14 protein-coding genes are annotated in these 17,591 nt (G+C 55.0%); all 14 read left to right on the top strand.

The genetic code is table 11. The annotated features are described in order from the left end of the window. Nucleotides 1–17: 17 nt before the first annotated feature. The 14 genes from secE (at nucleotide 18) to rplC (ending at nucleotide 17,582) form a co-directional block, all read left to right on the top strand. The gene (gene secE, locus ACYZT3_RS26625) at nucleotides 18–386 is read left to right on the top strand and encodes a preprotein translocase subunit SecE (RefSeq protein ID WP_007896620.1); all 369 of its coding nucleotides are present in this window, start codon (nucleotides 18–20) and stop codon (nucleotides 384–386) included. A 9-nt stretch (nucleotides 387–395) separates the two neighbouring features. Then, nucleotides 396–929, top strand: coding sequence for a transcription termination/antitermination protein NusG (nusG, locus tag ACYZT3_RS26620; protein ID WP_282379324.1), 534 nt, complete (start codon nucleotides 396–398; stop codon nucleotides 927–929). Nucleotides 930–1,045: 116 nt separating this feature from the next. After that, entirely contained in the window at nucleotides 1,046–1,477 is a 432-nt protein-coding gene (rplK, locus tag ACYZT3_RS26615; protein WP_282379322.1) for a 50S ribosomal protein L11, read from the top strand. Beyond that, nucleotides 1,477–2,172 carry a 50S ribosomal protein L1 gene (rplA, locus tag ACYZT3_RS26610; RefSeq protein WP_201190738.1) on the top strand — a complete coding sequence of 232 codons (696 nt, stop codon included), beginning with the start codon at nucleotides 1,477–1,479 and terminating at the stop codon, nucleotides 2,170–2,172. Before rplK ends, rplA begins: the two co-directional genes overlap by 1 nt. A gap of 198 nt (nucleotides 2,173–2,370) precedes the next feature. Further along, on the top strand, nucleotides 2,371–2,871 hold the full coding sequence (rplJ, locus tag ACYZT3_RS26605; RefSeq protein WP_010467255.1) for a 50S ribosomal protein L10: 501 nt from the start codon (nucleotides 2,371–2,373) through the stop codon (nucleotides 2,869–2,871). Nucleotides 2,872–2,951: 80 nt separating this feature from the next. Beyond that, the gene (rplL, locus tag ACYZT3_RS26600; protein WP_010467258.1) at nucleotides 2,952–3,317 is read left to right on the top strand and encodes a 50S ribosomal protein L7/L12; all 366 of its coding nucleotides are present in this window, start codon (nucleotides 2,952–2,954) and stop codon (nucleotides 3,315–3,317) included. A gap of 220 nt (nucleotides 3,318–3,537) precedes the next feature. After that, complete coding sequence (rpoB, locus tag ACYZT3_RS26595) at nucleotides 3,538–7,611, top strand: DNA-directed RNA polymerase subunit beta (RefSeq protein WP_282379312.1); 4,074 nt, start codon at nucleotides 3,538–3,540, stop codon at nucleotides 7,609–7,611. Between the two features lie 64 nt (nucleotides 7,612–7,675). Beyond that, complete coding sequence (gene rpoC / locus ACYZT3_RS26590; RefSeq protein WP_282379310.1) at nucleotides 7,676–11,875, top strand: DNA-directed RNA polymerase subunit beta'; 4,200 nt, start codon at nucleotides 7,676–7,678, stop codon at nucleotides 11,873–11,875. Between the two features lie 216 nt (nucleotides 11,876–12,091). After that, nucleotides 12,092–12,463 (top strand): 30S ribosomal protein S12, encoded by a 372-nt coding sequence (gene rpsL, locus ACYZT3_RS26585; RefSeq protein WP_002555494.1) that lies wholly within the window; start codon nucleotides 12,092–12,094, stop codon nucleotides 12,461–12,463. Between the two features lie 118 nt (nucleotides 12,464–12,581). Further along, nucleotides 12,582–13,052: a 30S ribosomal protein S7 gene (rpsG, locus tag ACYZT3_RS26580; protein ID WP_010490886.1), complete on the top strand. Its 471-nt coding sequence runs from the start codon at nucleotides 12,582–12,584 to the stop codon at nucleotides 13,050–13,052. Between the two features lie 30 nt (nucleotides 13,053–13,082). Beyond that, complete coding sequence (gene fusA / locus ACYZT3_RS26575) at nucleotides 13,083–15,188, top strand: elongation factor G (protein WP_282379305.1); 2,106 nt, start codon at nucleotides 13,083–13,085, stop codon at nucleotides 15,186–15,188. A 31-nt stretch (nucleotides 15,189–15,219) separates the two neighbouring features. Beyond that, a complete protein-coding gene (gene tuf / locus ACYZT3_RS26570) occupies nucleotides 15,220–16,413 on the top strand; it encodes an elongation factor Tu (RefSeq protein WP_282379303.1) in 1,194 nt (397 codons plus the stop codon). Between the two features lie 141 nt (nucleotides 16,414–16,554). Continuing rightward, nucleotides 16,555–16,866, top strand: a complete 312-nt coding sequence (gene rpsJ, locus ACYZT3_RS26565; RefSeq protein ID WP_003186070.1) for a 30S ribosomal protein S10 — start codon at nucleotides 16,555–16,557, stop codon at nucleotides 16,864–16,866. Nucleotides 16,867–16,946: 80 nt separating this feature from the next. After that, entirely contained in the window at nucleotides 16,947–17,582 is a 636-nt protein-coding gene (gene rplC, locus ACYZT3_RS26560; protein ID WP_003186059.1) for a 50S ribosomal protein L3, read from the top strand. Nucleotides 17,583–17,591 lie beyond the last annotated feature (9 nt).

Here is a 17,591-nt window from a genome sequence, read left to right as displayed (position 1 = left end):
TCACAGGATCTTCATAGATGACTCCTAAAGCTGAAGCTCAAGGCTCTCGCTTCGATCTGCTCAAGTGGCTAGTAGTAGTCGCTTTGGTGGTTGTTGGCGTTGTTGGCAATCAGTATTACTCTGCTTCGCCGATCCTGTACCGCGTACTTGCTTTGCTTGTCATTGCTGCTGTAGCTGCCTTTGTAGGCCTGCAGACAGTCAAGGGCAAGTCTTTCTTTGTACTGGTTAAGGAAGCTCGCACCGAGATTCGTAAAGTCGTATGGCCAACTCGCCAAGAAACCACGCAGACCACGTTGATTGTTGTGGCTGTCGTTTTGGTTATGGCGTTGCTGTTGTGGGGGCTTGATTCCCTGCTCGGTTGGCTTGTTTCCTTGATTGTCGGCTAAGGGTGTCCCGTGGCTAAGCGTTGGTACGTTGTGCATGCTTACTCCGGTTACGAGAAGCATGTCATGCGCTCGTTAGTAGAGCGCGTAAAGCTGGCTGGCATGGAAGATGGCTTTGGCGAAATTCTGGTTCCCACTGAAGAAGTGGTTGAAATGCGTAATGGCCAGAAACGCAAAAGCGAGCGCAAGTTCTTCCCAGGTTATGTGCTGGTTCAGATGGATATGAATGAGGGTACTTGGCACTTGGTCAAGGATACTCCTCGGGTGATGGGTTTCATTGGCGGTACCGCTGATAAGCCTGCGGCAATTACAGATAAAGAGGCAGAAGCGATTCTGCGTCGCGTTGCTGATGGTAGCGACAAGCCGAAACCGAAGACGTTGTTCGAGCCAGGTGAGTCGGTGCGTGTCAATGACGGACCGTTTGCTGATTTTACTGGCACGGTCGAAGAAGTTAACTACGAAAAGAGCCGGATCCAAGTGGCGGTGCTCATTTTCGGTCGCTCTACTCCGGTAGAGCTGGAGTTCAGTCAGGTCGAAAAGGTCTAGCTGAGCAAGCATCCCAACCCCGCAGCCTAGGCTGTGGGGTTTTGTCGTCACTGGGATAAACGCGCAAGTAACCGGGGAGCCTTTCGAGGCGTTCGAACCCGTAATTGGAGTGCCTCATGGCCAAGAAGATTACCGCTTACATCAAGCTGCAAGTGAAAGCCGCTCAGGCTAACCCAAGCCCACCTGTTGGTCCTGCTCTGGGTCAGCACGGCGTGAACATCATGGAATTCTGCAAGGCTTTCAACGCCCGTACTCAGGGTATTGAGCCAGGTCTGCCGACTCCAGTGATCATCACTGTCTATAGCGACCGTAGCTTCACTTTCGAAACCAAGTCTACCCCTGCTTCGGTTCTGCTGAAGAAGGCTGCTGGTCTGGCTAGCGGTTCCGCTCGTCCGAACACCGTTAAGGTTGGCACTGTGACCCGTGCTCAGCTGGAAGAAATCGCGAAAACCAAAAACGCGGATCTGACTGCAGCTGATATGGACGCAGCCGTGCGTACTATCGCCGGTTCTGCTCGTAGCATGGGCCTTAACGTGGAGGGTGTGTAATGGCTAAGCTGACCAAGCGCCAAAAGGCTATCGCCGGCAAAATCGAAGCAGGCAAGTCCTACAACTTTGTAGACGCTGCTGCTCTGCTGGCTGAGCTGTCGACTGTCAAGTTCAGCGAGTCGTTCGACGTTGCTGTAAATCTGGGTGTTGATCCGCGTAAATCCGACCAGGTCGTTCGTAGCGCTACTGTGCTGCCGCACGGCACTGGCAAGACCGTTCGCGTTGCTGTGTTCACCCAGGGTCCAGCTGCCGAGGCCGCTCTGGCTGCCGGCGCTGACCGTGTAGGTATGGACGACCTGGCTGCCGAAATGAAAGCCGGCAACCTGAACTTCGACGTAGTTATCGCATCTCCGGATGCAATGCGCGTTGTCGGTCAGTTGGGTCAGATCCTCGGTCCACGTGGCCTGATGCCTAACCCTAAAGTCGGCACCGTAACCCCGGACGTAGCTACTGCGGTTAAAAACGCCAAGGCTGGTCAGGTTCGTTATCGCACCGACAAAAACGGCATCATTCACACCTCCGTTGGCAAAGTCGGCTTTGATGCCGTCAAGCTGAAGGAAAACGTTGAAGCCCTGATCTCTGATCTGAAGCGTATCAAGCCGGCTTCCTCGAAAGGCATTTATGTCAAACGCATCACCCTGAGCACCACCATGGGCCCGGGCCTGGTCATCGACCAAGGTTCGCTGGAAGCGTAAGACAAAAATTGGCGCAAGCGATTGCGCCAATTGAAAGATTGGGGTCCCTGCCTGGCGGGGGCTATCCAAGACCGTAGGCGACGCAAGTCTTAAACCTCAAGCCTACGCAGATGGTGCTCCCGGTTCCTTACCGAATCAGACACCAAAACGACATCTGACCTCGGTTGGATGAAACGGTAACAAGCAGGAGTTTTTCCCGTGGCAATTAAACTTGAAGACAAGAAGGCCATCGTCGCTGAAGTCAACAAGGCTGCCCAAGTTGCTCTGTCCGCTGTCGTGGCTGATGCCCGTGGCGTAACAGTAGGCGCTATGACCGGACTCCGTAAAGAGGCTCGTGAAGCTGGCGTATACGTACGTGTTGTACGTAACACCCTGCTCAAGCGCGCCGTTGCTGGCACTCAATATGACGTGCTCAACGACGTGTTCACTGGCCCGACCTTGATTGCATTCTCCAAAGAACATCCGGGCGCTGCTGCCCGTATCTTCAAAGAGTTCGCAAAAGGTCAGGATAAGTTCGAGATCAAGGCAGCTGCGTTCGAGGGCAAGTTCCTCGCAGCTAATCAGATCGACGTACTGGCAAGCCTGCCGACCCGTGACGAAGCAATTTCTCAGCTGATGAGCGTGATTCAAGGCGCAACCAGCAAATTGGCTCGTACTCTGGCGGCTCTTCGCGACCAGAAAGAAGCTGCGGCAGCCTAAGGCTGAGCGACTCCTTTCAGCGTTTATTGTTTATTTCGATGGCCGCGTAGGCTGTCACCCCAATACAGGAATTTATAGTCATGTCTCTGACTAACGACCAAATCATCGAAGCAATCGGCGAAAAATCCGTTCTGGAAATCGTTGAGCTGATCAAAGCCATGGAAGAGAAGTTCGGCGTTTCTGCTGCCGCTGCTTCCGCTGGTCCAGCTGCTGTCGCTGCCGTTGTTGAAGAACAAACTGAATTCAACGTCATGCTGCTGGAAGCTGGCGAGAAGAAAGTTAACGTGATCAAGGCAGTACGTGAACTGACCGGTCTGGGCTTGAAAGAAGCCAAGGCTGTAGTTGACGGCGCTCCTGGCATGGTTCTGGAAGCTGTTTCGAAAGACGCAGCTGACAAAGCCAAAGCCACTCTGGAAGAAGCAGGCGCTAAAGTCGAGCTGAAGTAAGCATCGACTTTGCGTCTCCAGCCCGAGCGTTAAGCGAAAGGCTGATGGCTGGTGGCTCTTGCCACCGGCCTTTTTCCGTTATTGGCAGCCGACTGGGTCGGTGTTGATAACGAGCTGTAACCACCCGATGCGGTGGCGCAAACCATGGGGTTTGCACGATTTTCTGGCTGCTCCCGTCGGGAGGGGCCAAACAAGCAGGTGACCAAGCTGGGGAACGCTGATGGCTTACTCATATACTGAGAAAAAACGTATCCGCAAGGACTTTAGCAAGTTGCCGGACGTCATGGATGTGCCGTACCTCCTGGCCATCCAGCTGGATTCGTATCGTGAATTCTTGCAAGCGGGAGCGACTAAAGATCAGTTCCGCGACGTGGGCCTGCATGCGGCCTTCAAATCCGTTTTCCCGATCATCAGCTACTCCGGCAATGCTGCGCTGGAGTACGTCGGTTATCGCCTGGGCGAACCGGCATTTGATGTCAAAGAATGCGTATTGCGCGGTGTAACTTACGCCGTACCTTTGCGGGTAAAAGTGCGCCTGATCATTTTCGACAAAGAATCGTCGAACAAAGCGATCAAGGACATCAAAGAGCAAGAAGTCTACATGGGTGAAATCCCCCTGATGACTGAGAACGGTACCTTCGTAATCAACGGTACCGAGCGTGTAATCGTTTCCCAGTTGCACCGTTCCCCGGGCGTGTTCTTCGACCACGACCGTGGCAAGACGCACAGCTCTGGCAAACTGCTGTACTCCGCGCGCATCATTCCTTACCGCGGTTCGTGGCTGGACTTCGAGTTCGACCCGAAAGACTGCGTATTCGTGCGTATCGACCGTCGTCGCAAGCTGCCTGCATCGGTACTGCTGCGCGCGCTCGGCTATACCACTGAAGAAGTGCTCGACGCGTTCTACACCACCAACGTCTTCCATGTGCAGGGTGAAAACCTCAACCTGGAACTGGTGCCTCAGCGCCTGCGTGGTGAAATCGCTGCCATCGATATCCTGGATGACAAAGGCAAGGTTATTGTCGAGCAGGGTCGTCGTATCACTGCTCGCCATATCAACCAGCTGGAAAAAGCCGGGATCAAAGAGCTGCAAGTGCCTCTGGACTACGTCCTGGGCCGCACCACCGCCAAGGTCATCGTGCATCCGGCAACCGGCGAAATCCTGGCAGAGTGCAACACCGAGCTGAACACCGAGATCCTGGCGAAAATCGCCAAGTCCCAGGTTGTTCGCATCGAAACTCTGTACACCAACGATATCGACTGCGGTCCGTTCGTCTCCGACACGCTGAAGATCGACGCCACCAGCAACCAATTGGAAGCGCTGGTCGAGATCTATCGCATGATGCGTCCAGGCGAGCCGCCAACCAAAGACGCTGCCGAGACTCTGTTCAACAACCTGTTCTTCAGCCCTGAGCGCTATGACCTGTCTGCGGTCGGTCGGATGAAGTTCAACCGTCGTATCGGTCGTACCGAGATCGAAGGCTCGGGCGTGTTGTGCAAAGAAGACATCGTTGCGGTTCTGAAGACTCTGGTCGACATCCGTAATGGTAAAGGCATCGTCGATGACATCGACCACCTGGGTAACCGTCGTGTTCGCTGCGTAGGCGAAATGGCTGAGAACCAGTTCCGCGTTGGCCTGGTACGTGTTGAGCGTGCGGTCAAAGAGCGTCTGTCGATGGCTGAAAGCGAAGGCCTGATGCCGCAAGACCTGATCAACGCCAAGCCCGTGGCTGCGGCGGTGAAAGAGTTCTTCGGTTCCAGCCAGCTTTCCCAGTTCATGGACCAGAACAACCCGCTGTCCGAGATCACCCACAAGCGTCGTGTGTCTGCACTCGGCCCTGGCGGTTTGACTCGTGAGCGTGCTGGTTTTGAAGTTCGTGACGTACACCCGACTCACTACGGTCGTGTATGCCCGATTGAAACGCCGGAAGGTCCGAACATCGGCCTGATCAACTCCCTGGCCGCCTATGCGCGCACCAACCAGTACGGCTTCCTCGAGAGCCCGTACCGTGTGGTGAAAGACGCTTTGGTCACCGACGAGATCGTGTTCCTGTCCGCCATCGAAGAAGCTGATCACGTGATCGCTCAGGCTTCGGCCACGATGAACGACAAGAAAATGCTGATCGACGAGCTGGTAGCTGTTCGTCACTTGAACGAGTTCACCGTCAAGGCGCCGGAAGACGTCACCTTGATGGACGTTTCTCCGAAGCAGGTAGTTTCGGTTGCAGCGTCGCTGATCCCGTTCCTCGAGCACGATGACGCCAACCGTGCGTTGATGGGTTCGAACATGCAGCGTCAAGCTGTACCAACCCTGCGCGCTGACAAGCCGCTGGTCGGTACCGGCATGGAGCGTAACGTAGCCCGTGACTCCGGCGTTTGCGTCGTGGCTCGTCGTGGTGGCGTTATCGATTCCGTCGACGCCAGCCGTATCGTGGTTCGGGTTGCTGATGACGAAGTTGAAACCGGCGAAGCTGGTGTCGACATTTACAACCTGACCAAATACACCCGCTCCAACCAGAACACCTGCATCAACCAGCGTCCGCTGGTGCGTAAAGGTGATCGGGTTCAGCGTAGCGACATCATGGCTGACGGTCCGTCCACCGACATGGGTGAGCTGGCTTTGGGTCAGAACATGCGCATCGCGTTCATGGCCTGGAACGGTTACAACTTCGAAGACTCCATCTGCCTGTCGGAACGAGTTGTTCAAGAAGATCGCTTCACCACGATCCACATTCAGGAACTGACCTGTGTGGCACGTGACACCAAGCTTGGGCCAGAGGAAATCACTGCAGACATCCCGAACGTGGGTGAAGCTGCACTGAACAAGCTGGACGAAGCCGGTATCGTTTACGTAGGTGCTGAAGTTGGCGCAGGCGACATTCTGGTAGGTAAGGTCACTCCGAAAGGCGAGACCCAGCTGACGCCGGAAGAGAAGCTGTTGCGTGCCATCTTCGGTGAAAAAGCCAGCGACGTTAAAGACACTTCCCTGCGTGTACCTACCGGTACCAAGGGCACTGTCATCGACGTACAGGTCTTCACCCGTGACGGCGTCGAGCGTGATGCTCGTGCTCTGTCCATCGAGAAGACTCAACTCGACGAGATCCGCAAGGATCTGAACGAAGAGTTCCGTATCGTTGAAGGCGCCACTTTCGAACGTCTGCGTTCCGCTCTGGTCGGCCACAAAGCCGAAGGTGGCGCCGGTCTGAAGAAAGGTCAGGACATCACCGACGAAGTTCTCGACGGTCTTGAGCATGGTCAGTGGTTCAAACTGCGCATGGCTGAAGATGCTCTGAACGAGCAACTCGAGAAGGCTCAGGCCTACATCGTTGATCGCCGCCGTCTGCTGGACGACAAGTTCGAAGACAAGAAGCGCAAACTGCAGCAGGGCGATGACCTGGCTCCAGGTGTGCTGAAAATCGTCAAGGTTTACCTGGCAATCCGACGCCGCATCCAGCCGGGCGACAAGATGGCCGGTCGTCACGGTAACAAAGGTGTGGTCTCTGTGATCATGCCGGTTGAAGACATGCCGCACGATGCCAATGGCACCCCGGTCGACGTCGTCCTCAATCCGTTGGGCGTACCTTCGCGTATGAACGTTGGTCAGATCCTTGAAACCCACCTGGGCCTCGCGGCTAAAGGCTTGGGCGAGAAGATCAACCGGATGATCGAAGAGCAGCGCAAAGTCGCTGAGCTTCGTAAATTCCTCGACGAGATCTACAACCAGATCGGCGGTCGTAACGAAGATCTGGATAGCTTCTCCGACCAGGAAATCCTGGATCTGGCGAAGAACCTGCGTGGCGGCGTTCCAATGGCCACTCCAGTGTTCGACGGCGCCAAGGAAAGCGAAATCAAGGCCATGCTGAAACTGGCTGACCTGCCAGAAAGCGGCCAGATGCAGCTGACTGACGGCCGTACCGGCAACAAGTTCGAGCGCCCGGTTACTGTTGGCTACATGTACATGCTGAAGCTGAACCACTTGGTAGACGACAAGATGCACGCTCGTTCTACCGGTTCGTACAGCCTGGTTACCCAGCAGCCGCTGGGTGGTAAGGCACAGTTCGGTGGTCAGCGTTTCGGGGAGATGGAGGTCTGGGCACTGGAAGCATACGGTGCTGCTTACACTCTGCAAGAAATGCTCACAGTGAAGTCGGACGATGTGAACGGCCGGACCAAGATGTACAAAAACATCGTGGACGGCGATCACCGTATGGAGCCGGGCATGCCCGAGTCTTTCAACGTGTTGATCAAGGAAATTCGTTCCCTCGGCATCGATATCGATCTGGAAACCGAATAACACGTGACGCGAATCGAGAGCGGGGCAGGATTGCCCGCTCTCTGCTCCGCCAGGAGGAAAGGCCTTGAAAGACCTACTGAATTTGCTGAAAAACCAGGGTCAAGTCGAAGAGTTCGACGCCATCCGTATTGGATTGGCATCGCCTGAGATGATCCGTTCGTGGTCGTTCGGTGAAGTTAAAAAGCCGGAAACCATCAACTACCGTACGTTCAAACCTGAGCGTGACGGCCTGTTCTGCGCCAAGATCTTTGGCCCGGTAAAGGATTACGAGTGCCTGTGCGGTAAGTACAAGCGCTTGAAGCACCGTGGTGTGATCTGCGAGAAGTGCGGCGTTGAAGTCGCGCTGGCTAAAGTTCGTCGTGAGCGCATGGCGCACATCGAACTGGCCTCGCCAGTTGCCCACATCTGGTTCCTGAAATCGCTGCCGTCGCGTATCGGTTTGCTGATGGACATGACCCTGCGTGATATCGAACGCGTTCTCTACTTCGAGAGCTATGTCGTTATCGATCCAGGCATGACCACCCTTGAAAAAGGTCAGTTGCTCAACGACGAGCAGTACTTCGAAGCGCTGGAAGAGTTCGGCGACGATTTCGATGCCCGCATGGGTGCCGAAGCTGTCCGCGAACTGCTGCACGCTATCGATCTGGAACACGAGATTGGCCGTCTGCGCGAAGAAATTCCGCAAACCAACTCCGAAACCAAAATCAAGAAGCTGTCCAAGCGTCTGAAGTTGATGGAAGCCTTCCAGGGTTCCGGCAACCTTCCAGAATGGATGGTGCTGACCGTTCTGCCGGTTCTGCCGCCAGATTTGCGTCCACTGGTCCCGCTGGATGGCGGTCGCTTCGCGACTTCCGACCTCAACGATTTGTATCGTCGAGTGATCAACCGTAACAACCGCTTGAAGCGTCTGCTCGATCTGTCCGCTCCGGACATCATCGTGCGCAACGAAAAGCGTATGTTGCAGGAAGCCGTCGACGCACTGCTCGACAACGGTCGTCGTGGCCGTGCTATCACCGGTTCCAACAAGCGTCCTCTGAAATCCCTGGCTGACATGATCAAGGGTAAGCAAGGTCGTTTCCGTCAGAACTTGCTCGGTAAGCGTGTTGACTACTCCGGCCGTTCGGTAATTACCGTAGGTCCGACCCTGCGTCTGCACCAGTGCGGTCTGCCGAAGAAAATGGCTCTCGAGCTGTTCAAACCGTTCATTTTCGGCAAGCTGGAAATGCGTGGTCTCGCGACCACCATCAAAGCTGCCAAGAAGATGGTCGAGCGCGAGCTGCCGGAAGTGTGGGACGTTCTCGCTGAAGTGATTCGCGAACACCCGGTTCTCCTCAACCGTGCACCGACCCTTCACCGTCTGGGTATCCAGGCGTTTGAACCAGTACTGATCGAAGGTAAGGCTATCCAGCTGCACCCTCTGGTCTGTGCTGCGTACAACGCCGACTTCGACGGCGACCAAATGGCCGTGCACGTACCGCTGACACTGGAAGCCCAGTTGGAAGCGCGTGCGTTGATGATGTCGACCAACAACATTCTGTCGCCAGCCAACGGTGAGCCAATCATCGTTCCGTCGCAGGACGTTGTATTGGGTCTGTACTACATGACTCGTGAAGCGATCAACGCCAAGGGCGAAGGTCGTGTGTTCGCGGATCTGCAGGAAGTTGACCGTGTGTTCCGTGCTGGCGAAGCCGCACTGCACGCCAAGGTCAAAGTGCGGATCAACGAAACCGTTAACGATCGTGATGGTGGCAGCGTCAAGAACACCCGTATCGTCGACACCACTGTCGGCCGTGCGCTGTTGTTCCAGGTTGTTCCACCTGGCCTGTCGTACGACGTCGTCAACCAGCCGATGAAGAAAAAGGCGATCTCCAAGCTGATCAACCAGTGCTACCGCGTGGTTGGTTTGAAAGAGACCGTGATCTTCGCTGACCAGTTGATGTACACCGGTTTTGCCTATTCGACCATTTCCGGCGTTTCCATCGGTGTTAACGACTTCGTTATCCCTGATGAAAAAGCCCGCATCATCAGTGCTGCCACTGATGAAGTGAAAGAGATCGAAAGTCAGTACGCCTCCGGCCTGGTAACCCAGGGCGAGAAGTACAACAAAGTGATCGACCTTTGGTCCAAGGCGAACGACGAAGTTTCCAAGGCGATGATGGCCAACCTCTCGAAAGAGAAAGTCATCGACCGCCATGGCGTCGAAGTCGACCAAGAGTCCTTCAACTCGATGTACATGATGGCCGACTCGGGCGCACGGGGTTCTGCTGCGCAGATCCGTCAGCTCGCCGGTATGCGTGGCCTGATGGCCAAGCCGGACGGTTCCATCATTGAAACGCCGATTACTGCGAACTTCCGTGAAGGTTTGAGCGTACTTCAGTACTTCATCTCCACTCACGGTGCTCGTAAAGGTTTGGCGGATACCGCGTTGAAAACTGCGAACTCCGGTTACCTGACTCGTCGTCTGGTAGACGTTGCGCAGGATCTGGTAGTAACCGAGATCGATTGCGGCACCGAACATGGCCTGGTAATGACTCCGCACATTGAAGGCGGTGACGTTGTTGAGCCATTGGGTGAGCGCGTATTGGGTCGTGTTATTGCCCGTGACGTGTACAAGCCAGGGACCGAAGAAATCATCGTTCCTGCCGGCACGCTGGTAGACGAGAAGTGGGTTGAGTTCATCGAGCTGAACAGCATCGATGAAGTGATCGTGCGTTCGCCGATCAGCTGTGAAACGCGCTATGGCATTTGCGCCAAGTGCTACGGCCGTGACTTGGCTCGTGGTCACCAGGTGAACATCGGTGAAGCGGTCGGCGTTATCGCTGCCCAGTCCATCGGTGAGCCGGGTACCCAGCTGACCATGCGTACGTTCCACATCGGTGGTGCGGCAAGCCGAACCTCCGCGGCAGACAGCGTTCAAGTGAAGAATGGCGGTACCGTCCGTCTGCATAACCTGAAGCACGTTGAGCGAGTGGATGGTTGCCTGGTTGCTGTGTCCCGTTCAGGTGAGCTGGCAATCGCTGATGACTTCGGTCGTGAGCGCGAGCGTTACAAGCTGCCGTACGGTGCTGTGATTTCGGTTAAAGAAGGTGACAAGGTCGACGCTGGCGCAATCGTGGCCAAGTGGGATCCGCACACTCACCCAATCGTTACCGAAATGAAAGGTACCGTGACCTACGTGGGCATGGAAGAAGGCATCACGATCAAGCGTCAAACTGACGAATTGACCGGTATGACCAACATTGAAGTACTCGACGCCAAAGACCGTCCAGCTGCCGGTAAAGATATCCGTCCTGCTGTGAAGATGGTTGATGACAACGGCAAGGATCTCTTGCTGCCGGGTACCGACGTAATTGCTCAGTACTTCCTGCCTGCCAACGCCCTGGTCGGCGTGGCGGACGGTGCGAAAATCGCGATCGGTGATGTTATCGCTCGTATTCCGCAAGAGACTTCGAAAACCCGTGACATCACCGGTGGTTTGCCGCGTGTTGCCGACTTGTTCGAAGCCCGTCGTCCGAAAGAAGCCTCGATTTTGGCTGAAGTCAGCGGCACCATCGCGTTCGGTAAAGAGACCAAAGGCAAGCGCCGTCTGGTCATTACCCCGAACGACGGTAGCGATCCGTACGAAGAGCTGATTCCGAAGTGGCGTCACCTGAACGTCTTCGAAGGCGAACAGGTAAACCGCGGCGAAGTTATCTCCGACGGCCCGAGCGATCCACACGACATCCTGCGTCTGCTGGGTGTGAGTGCGCTGGCCAAGTACATCGTGAACGAAATCCAGGACGTTTATCGTCTGCAGGGCGTGAAGATCAACGACAAGCACATCGAGACCATCCTGCGTCAGATGCTGCGTAAAGTTGAAATCGCTGAATCCGGCGATTCCACTTTCATCAAGGGCGACCAGATGGAATTGACTCACGTTCTGGTAGAGAACGAGCGTCTGGCGGGCGACGAGAAATTCGTTTCCAAGTTCACTCGCGTGCTGTTGGGTATCACCAAGGCGTCGTTGTCCACCGAATCGTTCATCTCGGCGGCTTCCTTCCAGGAAACCACTCGCGTACTGACCGAAGCGGCGGTAACCGGCAAGCGCGATTACCTGCGCGGCCTGAAAGAAAACGTGGTCGTGGGTCGTCTGATCCCGGCGGGTACCGGTCTGGCTTATCACAGCGAGCGCAAGCGTCGCCGTGAAGCTGACAAACCGTTGCGCGTAAGCGCCAGTGAAGTGGAAGCTGCACTGACCGAAGCACTGAACTCGAGCGGTAACTGAGTTCTGCAGTAAATAAGCGTGGGGCCCCGGCCTCTCCGTTCATCGAATCGAGACAATTTGTCGAGATTGGATAAGCGGGGAGGTTGGGGCCTTGCCTTGACTGGGGGCAAGATCCTCTTTAGACTCTTGTACCCCTAAATTTGGCGGGAATTCGTTCCTGCCATTTTGCTTTTCTTGCAAGACAATAGCGTCGCAAGACAACAGTGGAGCTAGTAGATGGCAACTATCAACCAGCTGGTACGTCAGCCGCGTAAGCGTATCGTCGAGAAATCCGACGTGCCTGCGCTGCAGAACTGCCCGCAACGTCGTGGCGTATGCACCCGTGTGTATACCACCACGCCGAAAAAACCTAACTCGGCACTGCGTAAAGTATGCCGTGTGCGTCTGACCAACGGTTTCGAGGTTTCCTCGTACATCGGCGGTGAAGGCCACAACCTGCAAGAGCACAGCGTGGTACTGATCCGCGGCGGTCGTGTAAAAGACTTGCCAGGTGTTCGTTATCACACCGTACGTGGTTCTTTGGATACTTCCGGCGTTAAAGGTCGTAACCAGGGTCGCTCGAAGTACGGTACCAAGAAGCCTAAGTAGTAGTGGCTTTTTGTAAAAACTGATTTTCTATTTTTCTGAGTCGATAAGAGTAAGGTCGGAGGCGTCCCGAAAGGGGACCGATTCCGAGCGAACCTGAAGACCGTTTGAGGGCTTATCCATGCCAAGAAGACGCGTAGCAGCCAAGCGCGAAGTGCTTGACGATCCAAAATACGGAAGCCAAATCCTGGCCAAGTTCATGAACCACGTAATGGAAAGCGGCAAGAAAGCCGTTGCCGAGCGTATCGTTTATGGCGCGCTGGACAAGGTTAAAGAACGCAAGAACAGCGATCCCCTGGAAATCTTCGAGAAAGCTCTCGACGCCATCGCTCCGCTGGTCGAAGTGAAGTCGCGCCGTGTAGGCGGTGCTACTTACCAGGTTCCGGTCGAAGTTCGCCCGTCCCGTCGTAACGCCCTGGCAATGCGCTGGTTGGTAGACTTCGCCCGCAAGCGCGGCGAGAAGTCTATGGCTCTGCGTTTGGCTGGCGAGCTGTTGGATGCTGCTGAAGGTAAAGGTGCTGCAGTTAAGAAGCGTGAAGACGTGCACCGTATGGCTGAAGCCAACAAGGCTTTCTCGCACTACCGCTTCTAATTTTAGCGTCACTAATTTTGCGAGGGCTTTATGGCTCGTACAACACCGATTAATCGCTACCGTAACATTGGTATCGTTGCTCACGTGGATGCTGGTAAAACCACCACCACTGAGCGCGTCCTTTTTTACACTGGCAAAAGTCACAAGATGGGCGAGGTGCATGACGGCGCCGCGACCACAGACTGGATGGTTCAGGAGCAGGAGCGTGGTATTACCATTACTTCTGCTGCTATTACCGCCTTCTGGCAGGGTTCCGAGAAGCAGCACAAAGAACAATACCGCTTCAACGTCATTGACACCCCGGGCCACGTTGACTTCACCATTGAAGTTGAGCGTTCCCTGCGTGTTCTCGACGGCGCGGTCGTTGTGTTTTGTGGTACCTCGGGCGTTGAGCCTCAGTCGGAAACCGTATGGCGTCAGGCCAACAAATACGGCGTTCCACGTCTTGTTTACGTAAACAAGATGGACCGTGCTGGTGCGAACTTCCTGCGCGTGATCGGTCAGATCAAGCAGCGTCTGGGTCACACCCCGGTGCCAATCCAGTTGGCTATCGGTTCCGAAGACAACTTCCAGGGTCAGATCGATCTGATGTCCATGGAAGCTGTTTACTGGAATGATGCTGACAAAGGCATGGTTCCTCGTCGCGAACCTATCCCTGCTGAATTGCAGGAATTGGCTGACGAGTGGCGTGGCAACATGGTTGAGGCTGCGGCCGAAGCCAGCGAAGAGCTGATGAACAAGTACCTCGAAGGTGAAGAACTCACTAACGAGGAAATCAAGGCCGCTCTGCGTCAGCGTACTATCGCTGGTGAGATCGTTCTGGCTGTTTGTGGTTCTTCCTTCAAGAACAAGGGTGTTCCCCTGGTTCTCGACGCCGTTATCGATTACCTGCCTGCACCTGTTGATATTCCTGCCATCAAGGGTACTGACCCGGATGACGAGACTATCGAGCTGGAGCGTCATGCAGATGACAGCGAACCGTTCTCCGCTCTGGCATTCAAAATTGCCACCGACCCATTCGTGGGTACCTTGACCTTCGTCCGTGTTTACTCGGGCGTGTTGAACTCCGGCGACGGCGTGATCAACTCGGTCAAAGGCAAGAAAGAGCGCGTGGGTCGTATGGTGCAAATGCACGCAAACGCCCGTGAAGAAATCAAGGAAGTGCGCGCTGGTGACATCGCGGCCTTGATCGGCATGAAAGACGTCACCACTGGTGAAACTTTGTGCAACGGTGACAAGCCAATCATCCTGGTTCGTATGGACTTCCCGGAGCCGGTTATTTCGGTTGCCGTAGAGCCTAAGACCAAGGACGACCAGGAAAAAATGGGTGTCGCTCTGGGCAAGCTCGCTCAGGAAGATCCATCTTTCCGCGTCAAGACTGATGAAGAGACTGGTCAAACGATCATCTCCGGCATGGGCGAGTTGCACCTGGACATCCTGGTTGACCGGATGCGCCGTGAGTTCAACGTCGAAGCCAACATCGGTAAGCCTCAGGTTTCCTATCGTGAGCGCATCACGAAGAACTGTGAAATCGAAGGTAAGTTCGTTCGTCAATCCGGCGGTCGTGGCCAGTTTGGTCACTGCTGGATTCGTTTTGCGCCTGCTGACGAAGGTCAGGAAGGTCTGCAATTCGTGAACGAAGTAGTGGGTGGTGTGGTTCCTAAGGAATACATCCCGGCTATCCAGAAGGGTATCGAAGAGCAGATGAAGAACGGCGTTGTCGCCGGCTATCCGCTGATCGGCCTGAAGGCTACCGTGTTTGACGGTTCTTACCACGACGTCGACTCCAACGAGATGGCGTTTAAGGTGGCCGCTTCCATGGCGACCAAGCAACTGGCCCAGAAGGGCGGTGGTGAGTTGCTTGAGCCGATCATGGCGGTAGAGGTTGTTACGCCTGAAGACTATATGGGTGACGTGATGGGCGACCTTAACCGTCGTCGCGGCATGATCCTGGGTATGGAAGACACGGTTTCCGGCAAAGTGATTCGTGCCGAGGTTCCGTTGGGTGAGATGTTCGGTTACGCAACCGACGTCCGCTCCATGTCCCAAGGTCGTGCAAGCTACTCTATGGAATTCAAAAAATACAATACAGCTCCGTCGCATATCGTCGAAACTGTTACCAAAAAACAAGGCTGATTCAGCCCCTTTAGGCTAGGAGTTAATTGTCGTGGCTAAAGAAAAATTTGTACGTGACCTCCCGCACGTTAACGTTGGCACCATCGGTCACGTTGACCACGGTAAAACCACGCTGACTGCTGCTCTGACTCGTGTCTGCTCCGAAGTTTTCGGTTCGGCCGCTGTTGCTTTCGACAAAATCGACAGCGCTCCGGAAGAAAAGGCTCGTGGTATCACCATCAACACTGCGCACGTTGAATACAACTCGTTGATCCGTCACTACGCTCACGTTGACTGCCCAGGTCACGCTGACTATGTGAAGAACATGATCACCGGTGCTGCTCAGATGGACGGCGCTATTCTGGTTTGCTCGGCCGCTGATGGTCCGATGCCACAAACCCGTGAGCACATCCTGTTGTCCCGTCAGGTTGGCGTTCCGTACATCGTTGTCTTCCTGAACAAGGCTGACATGGTTGACGACGCTGAGCTGCTGGAACTGGTAGAGATGGAAGTGCGCGATCTGCTGAGCACTTACGATTTCCCGGGCGACGACACTCCGATCATCATCGGTTCGGCTCTGATGGCTCTGAACGGCCAAGACGACAACGAAATGGGCACCACTGCCGTTCGTAAGCTGGTTGAGACTCTGGACAGCTACATCCCAGATCCAATTCGTGTTATCGACAAGCCGTTCCTGATGCCAATCGAAGACGTATTCTCGATCTCCGGTCGCGGTACTGTTGTAACTGGCCGTATCGAGCGCGGTATCGTCAAGGTTCAGGATTCGCTGGAAATCGTTGGTCTGCGTGACACTGTTGTCACCACCTGCACCGGCGTTGAAATGTTCCGTAAGCTGCTCGACGAAGGTCGTGCTGGCGAGAACTGCGGCGTGCTGCTGCGCGGCACCAAGCGTGACGACGTTGAGCGTGGCCAGGTTCTGGTCAAGCCAGGTTCGGTTAAGCCGCACACTACCTTCGAAGCTGAAGTGTACGTGTTGAGCAAAGAAGAAGGCGGTCGCCACACTCCGTTCTTCAAAGGCTACCGTCCACAGTTCTACTTCCGGACCACTGACGTAACCGGTAACTGCGAGCTGCCGGAAGGCGTTGAAATGGTAATGCCAGGCGACAACATCAAAATGGTTGTCACCCTGATCAAAACCATCGCAATGGAAGATGGTCTGCGTTTCGCTATTCGTGAAGGCGGTCGTACCGTCGGCGCTGGCGTCGTAGCCAAAATCATCGCTTAATAAGTGATGACTTGAAAAAGCCCCCGCCTAGCGGGGGCTTTTTTATTGGGTTGACACTGTAGTAGCCCGTCTATAGAATTGCGCCTCCTTTTAACGGGCGTATTGCGCTCGCTGGGAATAGCAGCCGGAGTCTGAAATCCAATGCAAAATCAGCAAATCCGTATCAGGTTGAAGGCTTTTGACCATCGCCTGATCGACCAATCCACCCAGGAAATCGTGGAAACCGCGAAACGTACTGGTGCTCAAGTGCGTGGTCCAATTCCACTGCCTACCCGTAAAGAGCGGTTCACCGTTCTGGTCTCCCCGCACGTCAACAAAGACGCGCGCGACCAGTACGAGATCCGTACTCATAAGCGCGTTCTGGACATCGTCCAGCCAACGGATAAAACCGTTGATGCGCTTATGAAGCTTGATCTTGCGGCCGGTGTGGAAGTGCAGATCAGCCTCGGCTAAGACTCGGTCTTAGTCGTGTAACGCTCTGAAATGGGCGGCCATAGCGGGTGAAAGCCCCGTACACTCATGAGGTTTACAACATGACTATTGGTGTAGTCGGTCGTAAATGCGGTATGACCCGTATTTTCACCGAAGAAGGTGTCTCCATTCCGGTCACGGTCATTGAGATCGAGCCGAATCGCGTCACCCAGTTCAAAACTGAAGAGACCGATGGCTATCGTGCAGTGCAAGTCACTGTAGGCGAGCGTCGTGCTTCGCGTGTTACAGCTGCTCAAGCTGGCCACTTCGCTAAAGCGAACGTTGCCGCTGGTCGTACCGTAATGGAATTCCGTCTTGAAGAAGGCGAGTACCAGGCCGGCGATCTGATCAACGCTGAAATCTTCGCCGCTGGTCAACTGGTTGATGTAACCGGTCAGTCCAAGGGTAAAGGCTTCCAGGGTACGATCAAGCGTTGGAACTTCCGCGGGCAAGATAATACCCACGGTAACTCCGTGTCCCACCGCGTTCCAGGCTCTATCGGCCAGTGCCAGACTCCTGGTCGTGTATTCAAGGGCAAAAAAATGTCCGGTCATATGGGCGCTGAGCGCGTGACCGTGCAGTCCCTCGAAGTAGTGCGCGTGGACGCTGAACGCAATCTGTTGTTGGTCAAGGGTGCTGTTCCTGGCGCTACTGGCGGCAACTTGGTTGTACGTCCAGCAGCCAAGGCTCGCGGTTAAGGGGAAGCT

Source organism: Pseudomonas sp. MDT1-16 (assembly GCF_054898115.1).
Note: the sequence above shows the minus strand (reverse complement) of the source record. Positions and strands in the feature narration are given on the sequence as shown.

Coding starts and splice junctions, on each gene's coding strand:
- rpsG (WP_010490886.1), top strand. CDS start 12,582: ATGCCAAGAAGACGCGTAGCAGCCAAGCGCGAAGTGCTTGACGATCCA.
- rplA (WP_201190738.1), top strand. CDS start 1,477: ATGGCTAAGCTGACCAAGCGCCAAAAGGCTATCGCCGGCAAAATCGAA.
- fusA (WP_282379305.1), top strand. CDS start 13,083: ATGGCTCGTACAACACCGATTAATCGCTACCGTAACATTGGTATCGTT.
- rplK (WP_282379322.1), top strand. CDS start 1,046: ATGGCCAAGAAGATTACCGCTTACATCAAGCTGCAAGTGAAAGCCGCT.
- secE (WP_007896620.1), top strand. CDS start 18: ATGACTCCTAAAGCTGAAGCTCAAGGCTCTCGCTTCGATCTGCTCAAG.
- rpsL (WP_002555494.1), top strand. CDS start 12,092: ATGGCAACTATCAACCAGCTGGTACGTCAGCCGCGTAAGCGTATCGTC.
- rpoB (WP_282379312.1), top strand. CDS start 3,538: ATGGCTTACTCATATACTGAGAAAAAACGTATCCGCAAGGACTTTAGC.
- rplL (WP_010467258.1), top strand. CDS start 2,952: ATGTCTCTGACTAACGACCAAATCATCGAAGCAATCGGCGAAAAATCC.
- rpsJ (WP_003186070.1), top strand. CDS start 16,555: ATGCAAAATCAGCAAATCCGTATCAGGTTGAAGGCTTTTGACCATCGC.
- rplC (WP_003186059.1), top strand. CDS start 16,947: ATGACTATTGGTGTAGTCGGTCGTAAATGCGGTATGACCCGTATTTTC.